Raw genomic sequence first — 15,442 nt, forward strand, 5'->3', positions numbered from 1 at the left:
GGTGGCGCGCATTCGGGGAAGAGGACCTTCGTGCGCGAAAAACTCGGGTTCGCGGCGGACGATTTCGTCGACGCGGCGCAGCTTGCGGAGGGCGGCGTGCCCGCGGCTTTTGCCGGCCGCGTCGCATACCGTGCTGAGGAACTCGTACGCGCGCTCGACGCTGACCGGGCGCTCGAGCGGCTGATCGGCTTCGACGCAGTGATTCTGCCCTTGGTCGGCTCGGGGGTCGTCCCCTTGCGTGCGGAAGACGCCCAATGGCGCGAGCGCGCGGGGCGCCTGGGATGCGCGCTCGCTGCGCGCGCCGACGTCGTCGTGCGCATGACGTGCGGGATTCCCCAGGTCATCAAAGGAAACCTTGCCGATGCACCTCGAGGGACGCAGGGCGCGGGTGCGCCTTTGGAAGTCGTCTTCGTGCGCCATGGTGCCACTGCGGGCACGGAAGACCATCGCTACAGCGGGGCGGGCACCGACGAGCCCCTGTCGAGTGCGGGCGAGCGCGCTTTGCGCGACCTCGCGTGCGATCGTGACGTGTTCCGTGTTATCACGAGCGGCATGGCCCGCACCGACCAGACGGCGCGCATCCTCTTCCCGAACGCGGAGCTTATGGCGTGCCCCGGTCTGCGCGAGATGGATTTCGGCGACTTCGAGGGGCGAAGCGCCGCCGAGCTTAAAGAGGATGCGCGCTATCGCGCCTGGGTAGACTCCTGGTGCGAGACGCGCTGCCCGCATGGCGAGGGCAAGAGCGATTTCACCCGCCGCGTCATCGCGGCGTTTCGGGAGGCGTGCGAATCGGAGCGCGCCCAGGGGAGTGGGCGCGCCGTCTTCGTCGTTCACGCGGGTACCGTGAAAGCGCTGCTCTCCGAGCTAGCTGTCCCGAAAATGGGATACTTCGACGTGCATACCGAGCCGGGCGGCGCATGGGCCGCCACTTGGGATGGGCGCTGCCTTCGCGACGTTCGCCCCGCTTCGGGGGGCGATGCCCGGTGATGACGATTCTTGCCGTCGCCGCCGGGTTCGCGGCCGACCTTGCCTTCGGCGACCCGCGCTGGCTTCCCCATCCCGTCGTCGCCATGGGGCGCGCGATCACGTGGGCCGAAGGCCGCCTGCGGGGCGCATTCCCGCAAACGTCCGCGGGCACGCGCGCCGCAGGGCTTGTGCTCGCCGTGGCGCTTCCGCTTGCGTGTGGGCTTTTGACCTGGGGAATCCTGCATCTTTGCGGCATGGTTCACTCCGGCCTGCGCTTCGTGGCCGAGGCATGGGCGAGCTATCAGATTCTCGCGGCATGCGAGCTGCGCCGCCAGAGCCTGGCCGTGGCCCGTGCGTTCTCGAGGGGCGGCCTTGTCGCGGCGCGTGAAGCTGTCGGGCTCATCGTGGGACGCGACACGTCTGTTCTCGACGAGCAGGGCGTCGCGCGCGCCGCCGTGGAAACGGTGGCGGAGAATGCGAGCGACGGCGTCATCGCGCCGCTTTTCTACCTTATGATCGGGGGTGCGCCCTTGGGCATGGCGTACAAGGCGGTGAACACGCTCGACAGCATGGTGGGCTACAAAAACGAGCGCTACATCGACTTCGGCTGCGCCTCGGCGCGCCTCGACGATGCGGTGAACTGGATTCCCTCGCGCTTATCGGCCCTGCTCATGATCGCCGTATGCCCGATCGTCGGGCTCGACGCGCGCGGGGCGGCGCGCATCTGGCGCCGCGACAGGCGTCGCCATGCGAGCCCGAACGCGGCACAGACCGAGTCAGCGTGCGCGGGCGCGCTCGGGCTGCGCCTGGCAGGACCCGCGGTGTATTTTGGCAAGCTCGTTGAGAAACCGACGATAGGCGACGCGTCCCGTGAAATCGAGTGGGGCGACATCGCCCGGGCGACAAGGCTCATGCTCGCCGCGTCCGTATGCGCGCTCGTCGTCTTCGGTGCCGCGCGCGCGGCGGTCGTGCTCGCCGTGGGGGCGATGGCATGAGGGAAGACCACGCCGCGCCCCGGGCTGCCGGGGGAATCCTGCGTGCCCGTGCGCATGGGGGTAGCACGCAATCGCTCGGCATCGCTTGCGAGGGGGGCGCCTCCGACCTCATCGACTTCTCGGTGAACGTGAATCCGGCAGGCCCCTCGCCGCGCGCCGTCGCCGCAGCTTGCAAGGCGCTTTCTCGAATCGACGCCTACCCCGATAGGGAAAGCCTCGCCCTCGTTCGCGCCCTAGCGCGCGCCCAGGGCATTCCCGAAGATACTATCGTCTGCGGCGCGGGCGCGGCCGACATCATCTGGCGGCTCGCCGCGGCGGTGCGTCCGAAACGCATCGTCGTGTGCGCGCCGACGTTCTCTGAATATGCGGAGGCGGCATCGTACTACGGCGCATGCGTGCAGGAGTTCCCGCTCTCCGAAGCGGACGACTTCGACGTGCCCGCCTCCTTCGCCCGCGCGATCGAGGGGCCGGGAGACGTGGCGTACCTCTGCAATCCGAACAACCCGACGGGGCGACTCGTCGACCCCAGCGTGATCGATGCCGCGGCTTGCCGCTGCGAGCAGGTGGGCGCGCTGCTCGTCGTGGACGAGTGCTTCCTCGGATTTGCGCCCGACGCCCGCGAAAGGAGCGTGGCCGCACGTGCCGCGTGTTCGCGCCATGTGGCCGTGCTCTCCGCGTTCACCAAGCTCTACGGAATGGCGGGGTTGCGGTTGGGATATCTGATCAGCGGAAACGCCCAACTCATCGAGGGGATTCGCCGGGCGGGGCAGGCGTGGCCCGTCTCCTCGGTCGCCGAGGCCGCGGGCATCGCCGCCCTGGAAGACGTTGAATACGTCTCGCGCACGCGCGATGTATTGGCGGGCGAGCGAGCGTGGCTTTCCCACGAGCTCTCCTCGCTCGGGCTTTCCGTCGTGCCGTCGGATGCGAACTTCCTTTTAGTCCGCACGCCGGCGAAAGACATCCCCGAGCGCCTGTATGATCAGGGGGTTTTGGTCCGCACGTGCGACTCTTTTTCGGTACTGTCCCGTTTCTGGTGCCGCGTCGCGGTGCGCACGCGCAAGGAGAACGCCCGGCTTGCGATGGCGTTCGGCCGTGCGCTTCGGGCGGAAGACGCATCGGGCGAAGGCGAACCCGACGAACGGGGCGGCGCTTCTTTCAGCGGCGCTATGGCGGGCGCGGATGGCCGAGGCTTGGCGAAGGAGGTCGATACCCGTGGGTAGGGCCAAGCCCATCATGATCCAGGGCACCATGTCGAACGCGGGGAAGAGCCTGCTCGCGGCGGGGCTGTGCCGCGTGCTTTCGCAGGACGGCCTGCGCGTGACTCCCTTCAAGAGCCAGAACATGGCACTCAACAGCGGCGTCACGGCCGACGGGCTCGAGATGGGGCGCGCCCAGATCATGCAGGCCGAGGCGTGCGGCATCGCGCCCGACGTGCGCATGAACCCCATCCTGCTCAAGCCCGAAAGCGGCCACCGAAGCCAGCTCATCGTGGCCGGCAAGGCGCAGGGAGCCTTCGCTGCGAGGGACTACTTCGCGCGAAAGAAGGCGCTCATGCCGCAGATTTTGGAGTCGTTCGATTCGCTCGCGGAGGATAACGACGTCATCGTCATCGAGGGCGCCGGCAGCCCCGCCGAAATCAACCTTGCCGAAAACGACATCGTCAACATGGGGCTCGCGCGCGCCGTGTCCTCCCCCGTGCTGCTTGCGGGCGACATCGACCCGGGCGGGGTATTTGCCCAGCTCTACGGCACGGTCGCGCTCCTTGCGCCCGAGGACCGCGCTCTTTTGCGGGGGCTTGTGGTGAACAAGTTCCGCGGCGATGTGGAAATCCTGCGCCCGGGTTTGGCCCCGCTCGAGAAGATGTGCGGGGTTCCCGTCGTGGGGGTCGTGCCGTATCTTACGCTTGACCTGGACGACGAGGACTCGCTCGCGCCGCGCCTATCTGCCCGCGAGGCGCGCGGCGTCATCGACGTCGCCGTCGTGCGTCTTCCGCATCTGTCGAACTTCACCGACTTCGACCCGCTTTCGCGCGTGCCCGGCGTGGGCGTGCGCTACGTTTCCTCGACGAGCGATCTGGGCCGACCCGACCTGGTGGTGCTTCCCGGCTCGAAGACTACGCTCGACGACGCGCGCTGGCTTGCGGCTAGCGGCATCGGAGCCTGTGTACGCGCGCTTTCGGGCGCGGGCACGCCGGTGCTCGGCATATGCGGAGGCTACCAGCTTTTGGGAGACGAGCTTTCCGACCCGCACGGCAGGGAAGGCGCTGGCACCGCGCGCGGGCTCGGGCTCATCCCTGCAAGTACGGTGTTCAAGGAGGAAAAGCGCCTCGCCCAGTCGGAGCTGCGCATCACGGGCGCCCAAGGCGCGTTCTCGGTGTGGAACGGCATGACGGCGCGCGGGTACGAGATTCACGACGGCGAAACGACCGTCTCCTGCGCTCCTGCGGGCACGATTGGCGGCAAACCGGAAGGCGCGGCCTGCGGAAACGTGTTCGGAACCTATCTCCACGGCCTGTTCGACGAACCGGGGGTTGCGCTCGCCCTCGCGCGCTCGCTCGCGCGCATGCGCGGCCTGCCCGAGAGCGTCGTGGGTGCTGCGGGCGCGGCGTCCGCGGCCGATCACCGTGCGCGCGAGTTTGACCGCCTGGCCGACGTCGTGCGCGGGGCGCTCGACATGGAGTATGTCTACCGCATTATCGAGGAGGGCGTATGATCCACGTGTATCATGGCGACGGCAAAGGCAAGACCACGGCGGCGATGGGCCTCGCCCTTCGCATGCTCGCTGCAGGCCGCCGCGTCGTCGTCGTGCAGTTCCTGAAAGACGGCGAAAGCGGGGAGGTGCGCCTGCTCGCCGAGCATTTTGGCGTGCCCGTGTTCGCGGGGAAGGCGTCGGACAAGTTTACCTGGTCGATGACGTCGGAAGAACTTGCCGCGACGTGCGAGCTGCACGATGGGAACCTCGCTTCCGCGCTCGCCGAGCTCGAGGGCGCGCAAGAGGGACTGCTCGTGCTCGACGAGGCGCTCGACGCGCTTTCGAAGGGGCTTGTCGACGAGGCACTCGTGGACCGCGCACTCGATATGTCCGCGCTCGGCGTCGAAGTAGTGCTCACCGGGCGCGCGCCTTCCCGCAAGATCGTGGAGAAGGCCGACTACATAACCGAGATGCGGTGCAAGAAACACCCCTACGAGCAGGGGATATGTGCAAGGGAAGGAGTGGAGTACTAGATGGATTCCAAGGAGATGGCGCCCGGCGACATCGAGCGGCGCAGCTTCGAGATCATCACCGAAGAGCTCGGCGGCCGCACGTTCCCGCCGCTCGAAGAGCCCGTCGTGAAGCGCGTCATCCACACCACTGCCGACTTCTCGTACGCCGATTCCCTCGTGTTCACCCATGACGCCGCGCACTGTGCGCTCGACGCACTGCGCGCAGGGGCCACGGTGCTCACCGACACGAACATGGCGCTCGCAGGCATAAGCAAGCCCGCGCTCGCGAAGCTCGGCTGCAAGGCCGTGTGCTTCATGGCCGACCCCGATGTCGCCGCGGCTGCGCGCGCCGCGGGCACGACTCGCGCCGTTGCGAGCATGGACAAAGCTTGCGGCATCGAGGGTCCGCTCATCGTGGCCGTCGGCAACGCTCCCACAGCACTTCTGCGCCTCGCCGAGCTCATGGACGCGGGGAAGATCTCGCCCGCGCTCGTCGTTGGGGTGCCGGTCGGGTTTGTGAACGTGGTCGAGGCGAAAGAGGAGCTACTCGCACGACGCGTGCCGGCCATCGTCGCGAGGGGTCGCAAGGGCGGCTCGACCGTGGCGGCTGCCATTATGAACGCGCTGCTCTACCAGATCACGCGCACAGGCGGCCCGAAGTGACGGCTCCCGCATCCGCGCCGGCGCTGCGCATCTTCGCCGGCACCACCGAGGGCCGCCTTCTGTGCGAATGGGCGAGCGGGGCGGGCATCCCCGCCCGTGCCTACGCGGCAACAGAGTACGGAGGCGAACTTTTGGGCGAGCTTCCGGGCATCGAGGTGCATGCGGGCAGGCTCGACGAGGCCGACATGGAGCGCGAGCTTTCCGGCGCGCGCATCGTCGTCGACGCCACGCACCCCTTCGCTACGCTCGCAAGCGGCAACATCCGGGCCGCTTCGCTCGCCGTGGGTGCACGATGCCTGCGCCTTGCGCGCCCGGTCGAGGCGCTGCCCAAAGGCGTCGTGTCGGTCGCGTCGATCGCCTGCGCGGCGCGCTTTCTCTCCGAGAACCCGGGTCGCGCTCTTCTCACGACGGGGAGCAAGGAGCTTGCTCCCTACACGCGCGTCGCCGATTTCGCGGAGCGCTTCTTCGTGCGCGTGCTCCCGCTGCCCGGTGCTATAACGAAGTGCATCGACGCGGGGTTTTCGCCGTCGCACGTCATCGGCATGCAGGGGCCCTTCACCCGCGAGCTCAACGAGGCGATGCTTCGGCAGGTGGGCGCCCAGTGGCTTGTGACCAAGGACTCGGGAACCGTAGGCGGCACGGCCGAGAAGCTCGCCTCCGCGCGCGACGTGGGAGCGCGCTGCATCGTGGTCACCCGTCCCGCCGAGGGAGGCGGGGCCCTTTCGCTTCGGGAAGTGGAAGACGCCCTCTTACGGGAGTTCGCGCGCTAGGCGCTTGCCGCGCCTGCGCGCCCTCCCGCCCGCGAGGAGGAGCGCCCCGTGCAAGCTCGACCCGTACAAGCCCGTCATCCATCAATAGCTCGAGGACGACGCCCAGAACTGGCGCAAACAGTCCTTCAATAAGTTGCGGTGAAATAGTGTCTGTTTTTGCTGCTAGATAGCATATCCGGTTCCTAATTCACCGCAACTTGTTGGTGGTGGCTTACTGGTAGCTGGTGGTGGCTTACTGGTAGCGTAGGCACTCCACCGGGTTGAGTTTTGCCGCGCGGCGAGCGGGGTAGAAGCCAAAGATTACGCCGATGCCGACGGAGACGCCGAAGGCCAGCAGCACCGTGGCGATTGAAAAGCTCGGTGTGATCTCCCCACTGGCACCGAGCTCGTTGAGAACCCCTGATCCTGCGGCAAACATCGCGAGGCCCCAGGCCAGCAGATAGCCAATCAGGACACCCAGCAGGCCACCGGTGACGCACAGCGCCGAGGACTCGGCCAAAAACTGCGCGGTGATATCGCGACGACTGGCGCCCAGAGCGCGACGGATGCCGATCTCGCGGATGCGCTCAGTCACGTTGGTAAGCATCATATTCATAATGCCGATTCCGCCGACAAGCAGTGAGATACTGGCGACAGCGCCCATGATGAGCGAGAAGGCGCCCATAAAGGAGTTGAGTGCATCGATGGCGCTTTTCATGGATGTCGCCGATACACTGTCGTACTCATCCTCCTCCTCGATGCCCTTCATCGCGCGCACCTTGGACTCGATGGTCTTACAAAGCTCATCCATGTCCGTGCCCTCGGCGGCAAGTGCCGTCACGCTGGGGAATGAAGGATTCTCGTCGCCAAACAGCCCGGCGATGGTTTCGCGTGGCATATACAGTGTGAGCGAGCCCATGGAGTCGCTGCCGCCATCAATCACGCCTACAATCTGTACCTCGCCGTTGGACACCTTGATGGTTTTCCCCAGCGCATCCTGTTCGTTGCCGTAAAGCTGATCGGCACCGCCGCGGCCGATGAGCGCCACGCGCGCACCGGATTTTGACTCGATACCGTTGTAGGTGCGCCCTGCGACGATCTTGCTGGCGCCCACGGCATCGAGCATGTCGCTATCGACGCCGTGTGCCATGACGGTATAGCTTTTATCCCCGACCTTGTACTCGGAATAGGCGCTATCGACGATGCCGATCTGCTCAATCTGCGGCACCAGTTTGCGAAGCTTTTCCACATCCGAATCTGTGAGTTCTTGGGACGAATAGATCTCTACCATGCGGGCTGCATTGAGGCCCAGGCTGTTGACCAGGCTGTTTTGGATGCCGCCGATGAGCGAAGTCATGGCGATGACCGAGGCGATGCCAATGACGATGCCAAGGATGGTGAGCAGGCTGCGTCCCTTGTTGGCCTCGAGCGAGTGAAGGGCTTCTTGGACAAGATCACGGGTGCTCATGCCTTCGCTCCTTTCGGTTGATTGGTGGTTGCAGAAATCGCGGGCAGGGCGTTCACGGCCCCGCGTAACGTATTCGGTGTATGCGCGACATATGCGCCGTCATGGATTCGCCCGTCACGGATGGTTACGGCTCGATCGGCCTCGGCGGCGATGCCGGGGTCATGCGTGATGAGTACGATGGTCTTGCCGCGTTTCTGGAGCTTGTGGAAGGTTTCCATGACGAGCGCCCCGGTTGTCGAGTCTAGATTTCCCGTTGGCTCGTCGGCCAAAATGATGGGCGGGTCGTTGACGAGGGCGCGCGCGATGGCGACGCGCTGCATCTGTCCGCCCGAGAGTTCCGATATGCGGTGGTCCCAATGGTCGACCGGCAGTGTGACGGCTTGCAGCGCGTGCACGGCGCGCATCTCGCGCTGGCTACGCGGCACATTGGTGTAGGACAGCGGCAGCATGACGTTTTCGATCACCGTCAGACGCGGCAGCAAGTTAAAACTCTGAAAGACAAAGCCGATGCTCAGCGCGCGCACCTCGGTGAGCTCATCATCGTCGAGCTCGGCGACGTTGAGCCCTTGCAGGAAATAATCACCCGCCGTCGGCTTGTCCAGGCAGCCCAGGATGTTCATGAGCGTCGACTTGCCCGAGCCCGAGGGGCCGGTGATGGCGACGAACTCACCGGGGTTCACCGCCAGGCTCACGTTGTGCAGGATGTGGGCGCAACCGGCCTCGCTCTCAAAAATGCGGTGCACGTTGCGGATGTCGATAACGGGACGCATTACATGCCCTCGTCGGCAGACATATTGTCGCCACGTTCTGCCGTCATGCCTGTGCCGGTATCCGTCACGATGGTGTCGCCGTCGCGTAACTTGGTAACCGGGACGTCTGGGTTGATCTCGTTGCCCTGGTCGTCGCGCTTGACCTGCGTCTTACCGACTACAGCCTCGTTGTCGTTTTGCGTCACGACGGTCACCTTCACGCGGCGCGTCTTCTTGCCTTCCGAATCGGTGGCCAGATTGACGTAATAGTGCTCGCCGTCTTCGGTCATCAGCGCCATGGTCGGCACCATAACCACGTCGTCGAGCTTCTCGGTCACTACCGAGACCTCGGCAGTCATACCCGGCTTAAGGCGACTGTCGGGTGCTTCGATGAGGATGTCGACGTTAAAGGTCACGCTGCCGCCGCTACCGGAGCCGGAGTCAGAGTTTGCCACCGAGGCGATAGCCGTGACGGTGCCCTGACTCACGATATCGGGAAACGCGGCATAGGTCACGTTGGCGCTTTGGCCCACGGCAATTTTGGCGATATCCTTTTCGCCCACCTGAACCGTCACCTTCATCTTGGACAGGTCGGCGATTTGCATGCACTGCTTGCCGCCGCTCGTGTCGCCTTCGCCCATGATCGTGCCTCCGGTCACCGTGGCACCGACTTTGGCGTTGAGCTCGACGATGTTGCCCGAGCTGGGGGCCTTTACGGTGCGCTCGGCCGCCTTTGCAGTTGCCTGCTCCAGCGTTGCCTGGGCCGAGGCGAGGTTGCGCTGGGCGGTCGAGACGGCATTTGCGTTGGTGCTTGCGTCCGATGGGCCGGTCGATCCGTCACTGTCCGTTGTCGGTGCGGCCTGCGCGGCCGCGAGTGCCACCTTTGCATTGTTCAGGTCTTCCTGGGCGGCCGCGACCGCGCGCTGCGCCTCGGAAACAGCGCTATCGAGCGCGTCGTTCTTAATGGTCATGAGTACGTCGCCCTCGTTGACGCTCTGTCCGGCCTGCACGTTGATCTTTTCAACCGTACCGTCGACAGAAGGGGAGACGACCGATGCCGAGATGGGCTTAAGCTGCCCCTTGGCTTCGACTGTGGTGGTAAACGTGCCTTCGGTGACCATGTCGGTCACCGGTCCGTTGGTGCCTGCGGGTTGCGCGTTGATGACCAGCGTTGCGATGATGGCAATGAGCGCGATGGCAACAACGACACCGACGGCGATACCGCGTCGGATGAGCTTTTTGCGCCGACGCTCGGCACGCTTTGCCTTGAGCTTTGCATAGGCTTCTTCATCGGAGATTTCGGTCGAATCGTCGAGACTCGTTTGGGGCTGCTTGGTGTCTGCAGCGCTGATAATCGGCAGGGTCTCGGTGGCATCTTGGGGCATGCGATCGGAATCGTCAGGACCCGGATTGATCGTGGGGACCTTGGACATAGCGTCTCCTTTATCGATATGGCTCCGATAAGTATATACGCCCGTCGCGATAGGCGGGCGTATAGAAGTTGCGGATGACGGTACTGTAAGTTTTGTCGCCGTGCTGTTTACTTGTTGTAGACGTTAGCTGCGTTACGAGTGCACGACCACGCAGAGGCCGACTTTGATGCGCTCGTGGAGCGACTTGGCATCGGCCAGACGCAGGTTGATACAACCGTGGCTACCGCACCACTTGTACGATTCGGCGTTATCGAAACTCTTGTCGTTTTGCCACGTTGCATCGTGGAAACCGACCATGTTTCCCTCAAACGGCATCCAATAGCTGACCGGGCTCTCGTATTTTGGCTTGCCGGTCTCAGGGTCCTTGGCACCGATGAGCTTGCTGGCGCCATTGTTGCTGTTGATCTGCCATACGCCCTCGGGGGTGGCGTCCTCTCCCGGCTTGCCGGAGATAAAGTTGGCCTCCCACACGATATTGCCGCTCTCGTCGTAGTAGCGCGCGTGCTGCTCGGACAGATCGACATCGACGTATGCCTTCCAGTCGGGCTCTCCCTTTGCAGTAAAGGTGTCGGCCTTCTGGGAGTACTTGATCTCGATTTCGCCGGTCTGCTTGTTGTTAATGGCGTCCTCGACCTGCTTGGCGAGCGAGCTGCTGTCGATGGACCAACCAAAGTCGCCGCCTTCGACGGCGCATTGCTTGCCATCGGCGCGCGTCCACCAGCGAGTGGAGCCCACGGTATTGAAGCCGTTGGCGAGCTCGGCTGCCCAGCTGCTGATCTGCGACGTATCGAGTGTGGGGTTGGCCGGATCGGCAAAGCTGATCCACTGCAACACGGAGCTGCCATCAACCTTGCCGGCATCCTCGCCGTTGAGCTTGAGGGTCACGTTGACGCCCAGGAAGTTGTTGGCGGCATCGCATGCGGCCTGAATCTGATCATCGGTCAGCGTTCCATTGAGCGGCTCATAGGCATCGTTGCCGAGCTTGGAAAGGTCTACGGTCTCGGACAGCGAGGCAAGCTCGAGCTCGGCATACTTAATGACATGCTCGCGGTCGAGTTTTTCGTTGTAGCGCGCCTTCTCGACGGTAAACTTGCCGGCCTGCTCGTCATAGGAGCTATTGGCCTCGAACGTGCCCGAACGCCTCTCGTTAAACTCGTCGATGGCGGCGCCCAGATCCTCCTCAAACTTCTTTTGGTCAAAAGTGTCGGAGAGCATGGACAGGTCGACGTCTTGATCAAGATCGACTTCGTTGGAGGTAGCGGTTGTTTTGGTCTTTCCGCTTAAGGATTCCACAAGGCGGACCGGCCATACAAAGGCTTCGTTGTGGCTGATGATCTCTTTTGCGGCAGCTTCGCCGTCGACGATGGGCTCATCGGACTCGGGCTGATACGTCCAGCTAAAGTCATCGCCTGTCACGGTGAGCTTATAGTGCTTCCATGCCGAGTTGACCTTGGTGGCGGCAGACGAAGCGTTGGAGAATGAGACATCGACGCCGGCGATGGTGGTGTTGGGGTATGCTAGCTGGGAAAACGCTACGACGCCTACGATATAGACAATGACGATAAGACCCAGGACGACAAAGAGCGTCGTCTTTTTGCCCGACTTATTGTTCTCGGCGGGTTTGCGTGCGGGGCCGCGATCGCCTCGAGCGTGCGTGGGGGGCTGCTTGGGCGCATTGCCGTTTGCCTGGCGCTGCTGACGTTGCTGACGCTGCTGGTTCGGGCGTTGTGAAGCGTTTGTTGCACTACGCTGCTGACCGTGGCTCGGCGCGATAGGACGCGGCGACTGAACGCCGCCGGTGTGCCTGCTCGGCTGCTGCGGATCGGGAATCAGTTGAGTTCGATCGTTTTGCGACATCGTATGCATATCCTTCGATTTTCGCCTTGCGGTTCATCGTGTTTTTACTTGGCTTGCATTATAACGATTGCCCTGCTGTTTGTGGTACGGAAACGGTGGCATTCGAAAGAGCTGGGACATTTGTCCCACCTTTGAGTCGTTCTTAGCCGTTATCCGCACACACCGCATTTTGCACAGGCCGAAAGTGCGGCCGGAGCCTGCGCGATGCCGCCCTTTGCCGTCTCGCGCAGCGTGGCCGGCAACGCGTGGCCCACTGAGAGCATGACATGTGCCATCTGGTCAAACGGCACCAGGCTCTTAATGCCGGCGAGGGCGAGTTGTGCCGAGCTAAAGGCCGCTGCCACGCCGATGGCGTTGCGGTTTTGGCAGGGCACCTCCACGAGGCCTCCTACGGGATCGCATACGAGTCCCAATAGGTTACTCAGCGCGATGGAACTGGCGTCGAGCGCCTGCTCGGGCGTGCCTCCGAGCATCTGCACCAGCGCGGCGGCAGCCATGGCGGCGGCGCTTCCAACCTCGGCCTGGCAGCCGCCCTCGGCGCCGGCGACGCAGGCGCTCGTGGTGAGGTTGAGGCCGATGGCGGCTGCGCAGTAGAGCGCGTCAATGACCTGCTCGTCGTCGAGCTGCAGGCGATCGGCGAGTGCCAGCACACAGCCGGGGACGACGCCCGCGGATCCTGCCGTCGGAGCTGCGACGATTACGCCCATCGTGGCCGAGCGCTCGAGCACGGCCATGGCGCGGGCCACGGCATCGGTTTGAACGGTGCCCATCAGGCTCGTGCTCAAATCGTTGCGGCCGGTGGCATCGACGAGTTTAGCCTCGCCGCCGATAAGCCCGCCGAGCGAGCGCTGCGGATTGACGATGGGGGTCGTGGTCTCCTCGCGCATGACGTCGAGCACGCGGCGCATGGCGGCGACGGCGTGGGCCTCGCCGGTCAGACGCGCCTCGCGCACGGCCATAACGGCGCCGATATTCAGGCCGAGCTCGGCGCACGCATCGAGCAGCTGCTCGCCGTCGTCGAAGATTTCCTTTGCCGAGACGCCGGGGGAGAGCGACGAGGCAGAACCGGGGAGCTCGATAAAGGTCGCGTAATCGACATTGTCGAGCTTGCGCAGCATAGGGACGACGGTGTCGTCGGGGGCGCCATCGGTCTCAAAGACGGAGTATGCCTGGCCGCCCACTTCGGTGCGGTAGGTGCGGCAGAAAGCGATGTTCACATGGGCGTAGGCGAGCAGGTTGGTGAGCGCTGCGAGCACGCCGGGGACGTCCTGGTGTGCCACAAACAGCGTGGAATACATGCCCGAGATATCGACGCCGACGCCGTTAATGCGGCTTATGCGCATCTTGCCGCCGCCCAGGCTCTCGCCGCGGACCTGCGCTGTTGCGCCCGTGTCGTCGACCATGTCGATGTCGACGGTGTTGGGGTGGATGGAGGCGTCGTCGCCCTTGATGTCAAAGTGATATTCGAGGCCCTGCTCGCGTGCGAGGTCGAAGGCCTGCTTGATGTTCTCGTCGTCGGTGTCGAGGCCCAGGATGCCCGCGACGAGCGCACGATCGGTGCCGTGGCCGCGGTAGGTGTGGGCAAAGGAGTTCCACAGGCCAAAGGTGACCTTAGTGATGCGGCCTTCCAGCAGGCTGGCGGCAACTTGGGCGCAGCGCAGGGCGCCAGCGGTGTGCGATGAGCTGGGGCCGACCATGACGGGCCCCAAGATCTCGAATGCCGAGGTCGTAGCTAGTGTTTGCGGCTTGCCTGCCATATGCGCTCCTGTTCTATCCCGTCGTTCCGAGGGCTTTGGTATTTGGTCGCCTGCTCTACAGTCCTGGCTCGCACGGAGGCCACATTAAGTGGCCTCCGGCTCGTGCGGAACTCGCGATCGACCAAATACCAAAGCCCTCGGAACTTAGGATACATGGTAGGGGCACGCTTGCTGCAAAATTCATCAGCTGGGAACCTATTCTGCGTCCCATGTCGACTCATCTTCGCCACCGGTTAATAAAAAAGAGGTACCGGTTGTTCCAGTACCTCTTTTTGGCATGTTTCTATTTGGCTGTGGCTTTTCTCGTAAGCCTACAGGCCACAGGCTGCTTTGAGTTCTTCGACTCGGTCGGTATTCTCCCAGGTGAAGTCGGCGTCTTCGCGGCCGAAGTGGCCGTAGGCTGCCGTCTTTTCGTAGATGGGGCGACGCAGGTCTAGGTCGCGGATGATTGCGCCCGGGCGCAGGTCGAAGGTCTTCTCTACAGCCTCAACGATCTTGTCCTCGGCGACCTTAGCGGTACCGAAGGTGTCGACCATGATTGAGAGGGGCTTGGAAACGCCGATGGCGTAGGCAAGCTCGACTTCGCAGCGGTCGGCCAGGCCGGCGGCCACCACGTTCTTAGCGACCCAGCGCGCTGCGTACGCGGCGGAGCGGTCGACCTTGGTGCAGTCCTTGCCGCTAAAGGCACCGCCACCGTGACGGCCGTAGCCGCCGTAGGTGTCGACGATGATCTTGCGGCCGGTCAGGCCCGTGTCGCCCATGGGGCCGCCCACGACAAAGCGACCGGTGGGGTTTACGTAGATGTCGGCGCCGTCCCAAGGCATGTTCTCGGCAGCCATGACAGGCGCGATGACATGCTCGATGAGGTCGGCCTTGATCTTGCCCATGTCCTCAATCTCGGCGGCGTGCTGCGTGGAGATGACGATGGTCGTGACCTCCGCGGGCTTGCCTTCCTCGTAGCGCACCGTGACCTGGGTCTTGCCGTCGGGGCGCAGGTAGGGCAGGGTTCCGTCATGGCGCACGGCAGCCAGGCGCTCGGCCAGGCGGCTTGCCAGGTAGTGCGGCATGGGCATGAGGGTCTTGGTCTCGTTGGAGGCATAACCGAACATCATGCCCTGGTCGCCGGCGCCGATCAGGTCGATCGGGTCGGTGGTAGCGCCGGTCTGGGTCTCGAAGGACTCGTCAACGCCCTGGGCGATATCGGGCGACTGCTCGTGGATGAGGCTCATAACGCCGCAGGTGTCGCAGTCAAAACCGAACTTGGCGCGGTTGTAGCCAATGCGGCGGATGACGCCGCGGGCGATTTCCTGTACGTCGACGTAGGCCTGGGTGCGAATCTCGCCGGCGACGATGACCGTGCCGGTGGTCACGAGGGTCTCGCAGGCGCAGCGGACGTTCTCCACGTTGGCGGGCACACCGTTGGGCGCAATATAGCCCTGCTCCTGCAGCTCTATTTCTTTGGCGAGGATTGCGTCGAGGACGGCGTCACTGATCTGATCAGCGATCTTATCGGGATGACCTTCGGTCACCGACTCCGACGTAAAAACAAAGGACCCGTGTTGGGGTGGGATGGAACGAAGTTCTTCTGACATGATTGTCCTT

13 protein-coding genes are annotated in these 15,442 nt (G+C 64.1%); 7 read left to right on the forward strand and 6 right to left on the reverse strand.

The annotated features are described in order from the left end of the window. Positions 1 to 30: 30 nt before the first annotated feature. Genes DWZ52_RS01565 through cobK form a run of 7 tightly spaced genes read left to right on the forward strand, consistent with a single transcriptional unit; the run spans position 31 to position 6,597 of the window. On the forward strand, positions 31 to 987 hold the full coding sequence (locus DWZ52_RS01565) for a histidine phosphatase family protein (protein WP_233547232.1): 957 nt from the start codon (positions 31 to 33) through the stop codon (positions 985 to 987). Further along, positions 987 to 1,961 carry an adenosylcobinamide-phosphate synthase CbiB gene (gene cbiB / locus DWZ52_RS01570; RefSeq protein WP_118384736.1) on the forward strand — a complete coding sequence of 325 codons (975 nt, stop codon included), beginning with the start codon at positions 987 to 989 and terminating at the stop codon, positions 1,959 to 1,961. Before DWZ52_RS01565 ends, cbiB begins: the two co-directional genes overlap by 1 nt. Continuing rightward, complete coding sequence (locus tag DWZ52_RS01575; protein ID WP_158572388.1) at positions 1,958 to 3,181, forward strand: histidinol-phosphate transaminase; 1,224 nt, start codon at positions 1,958 to 1,960, stop codon at positions 3,179 to 3,181. The genes cbiB and DWZ52_RS01575 overlap by 4 nt, the downstream gene beginning before the upstream one ends. Continuing rightward, positions 3,174 to 4,673: a cobyric acid synthase gene (locus tag DWZ52_RS01580; protein WP_233547233.1), complete on the forward strand. Its 1,500-nt coding sequence runs from the start codon at positions 3,174 to 3,176 to the stop codon at positions 4,671 to 4,673. Before DWZ52_RS01575 ends, DWZ52_RS01580 begins: the two co-directional genes overlap by 8 nt. Continuing rightward, positions 4,670 to 5,185, forward strand: a complete 516-nt coding sequence (locus tag DWZ52_RS01585) for a cob(I)yrinic acid a,c-diamide adenosyltransferase (protein WP_117647859.1) — start codon at positions 4,670 to 4,672, stop codon at positions 5,183 to 5,185. The genes DWZ52_RS01580 and DWZ52_RS01585 overlap by 4 nt, the downstream gene beginning before the upstream one ends. Beyond that, a complete protein-coding gene (locus tag DWZ52_RS01590) occupies positions 5,186 to 5,827 on the forward strand; it encodes a precorrin-8X methylmutase (protein ID WP_118384739.1) in 642 nt (213 codons plus the stop codon). Next, positions 5,824 to 6,597: a precorrin-6A reductase gene (gene cobK / locus DWZ52_RS01595; RefSeq protein ID WP_117629344.1), complete on the forward strand. Its 774-nt coding sequence runs from the start codon at positions 5,824 to 5,826 to the stop codon at positions 6,595 to 6,597. Before DWZ52_RS01590 ends, cobK begins: the two co-directional genes overlap by 4 nt. 232 nt (positions 6,598 to 6,829) lie before the next feature. Here the strand turns inward: cobK and DWZ52_RS01600 are convergent, their stop codons facing one another. The 6 genes from DWZ52_RS01600 to metK all read right to left on the reverse strand — a co-directional run bounded on the left by DWZ52_RS01600 (position 6,830) and on the right by metK (position 15,432). Further along, on the reverse strand, positions 6,830 to 8,044 hold the full coding sequence (locus tag DWZ52_RS01600) for an ABC transporter permease (RefSeq protein ID WP_118384740.1): 1,215 nt from the start codon (positions 8,042 to 8,044) through the stop codon (positions 6,830 to 6,832). Then, positions 8,041 to 8,814, reverse strand: a complete 774-nt coding sequence (locus DWZ52_RS01605; RefSeq protein WP_118384741.1) for an ABC transporter ATP-binding protein — start codon at positions 8,812 to 8,814, stop codon at positions 8,041 to 8,043. Before DWZ52_RS01605 ends, DWZ52_RS01600 begins: the two co-directional genes overlap by 4 nt. Continuing rightward, the gene (locus tag DWZ52_RS01610) at positions 8,814 to 10,226 is read right to left on the reverse strand and encodes an efflux RND transporter periplasmic adaptor subunit (RefSeq protein ID WP_118384742.1); all 1,413 of its coding nucleotides are present in this window, start codon (positions 10,224 to 10,226) and stop codon (positions 8,814 to 8,816) included. The genes DWZ52_RS01605 and DWZ52_RS01610 overlap by 1 nt, the downstream gene beginning before the upstream one ends. Before the next feature lie 132 nt (positions 10,227 to 10,358). Beyond that, on the reverse strand, positions 10,359 to 12,092 hold the full coding sequence (locus DWZ52_RS01615) for a L,D-transpeptidase (RefSeq protein ID WP_118384743.1): 1,734 nt from the start codon (positions 12,090 to 12,092) through the stop codon (positions 10,359 to 10,361). A 140-nt stretch (positions 12,093 to 12,232) separates the two neighbouring features. After that, complete coding sequence (sdaAA, locus tag DWZ52_RS01620) at positions 12,233 to 13,840, reverse strand: L-serine ammonia-lyase, iron-sulfur-dependent, subunit alpha (protein ID WP_118384744.1); 1,608 nt, start codon at positions 13,838 to 13,840, stop codon at positions 12,233 to 12,235. A gap of 311 nt (positions 13,841 to 14,151) precedes the next feature. Then, the gene (gene metK / locus DWZ52_RS01625) at positions 14,152 to 15,432 is read right to left on the reverse strand and encodes a methionine adenosyltransferase (protein WP_118384745.1); all 1,281 of its coding nucleotides are present in this window, start codon (positions 15,430 to 15,432) and stop codon (positions 14,152 to 14,154) included. Positions 15,433 to 15,442 lie beyond the last annotated feature (10 nt).

Source organism: Collinsella sp. AF33-16 (genome assembly GCF_003475325.1).
Lineage (GTDB): Bacteria > Actinomycetota > Coriobacteriia > Coriobacteriales > Coriobacteriaceae > Collinsella.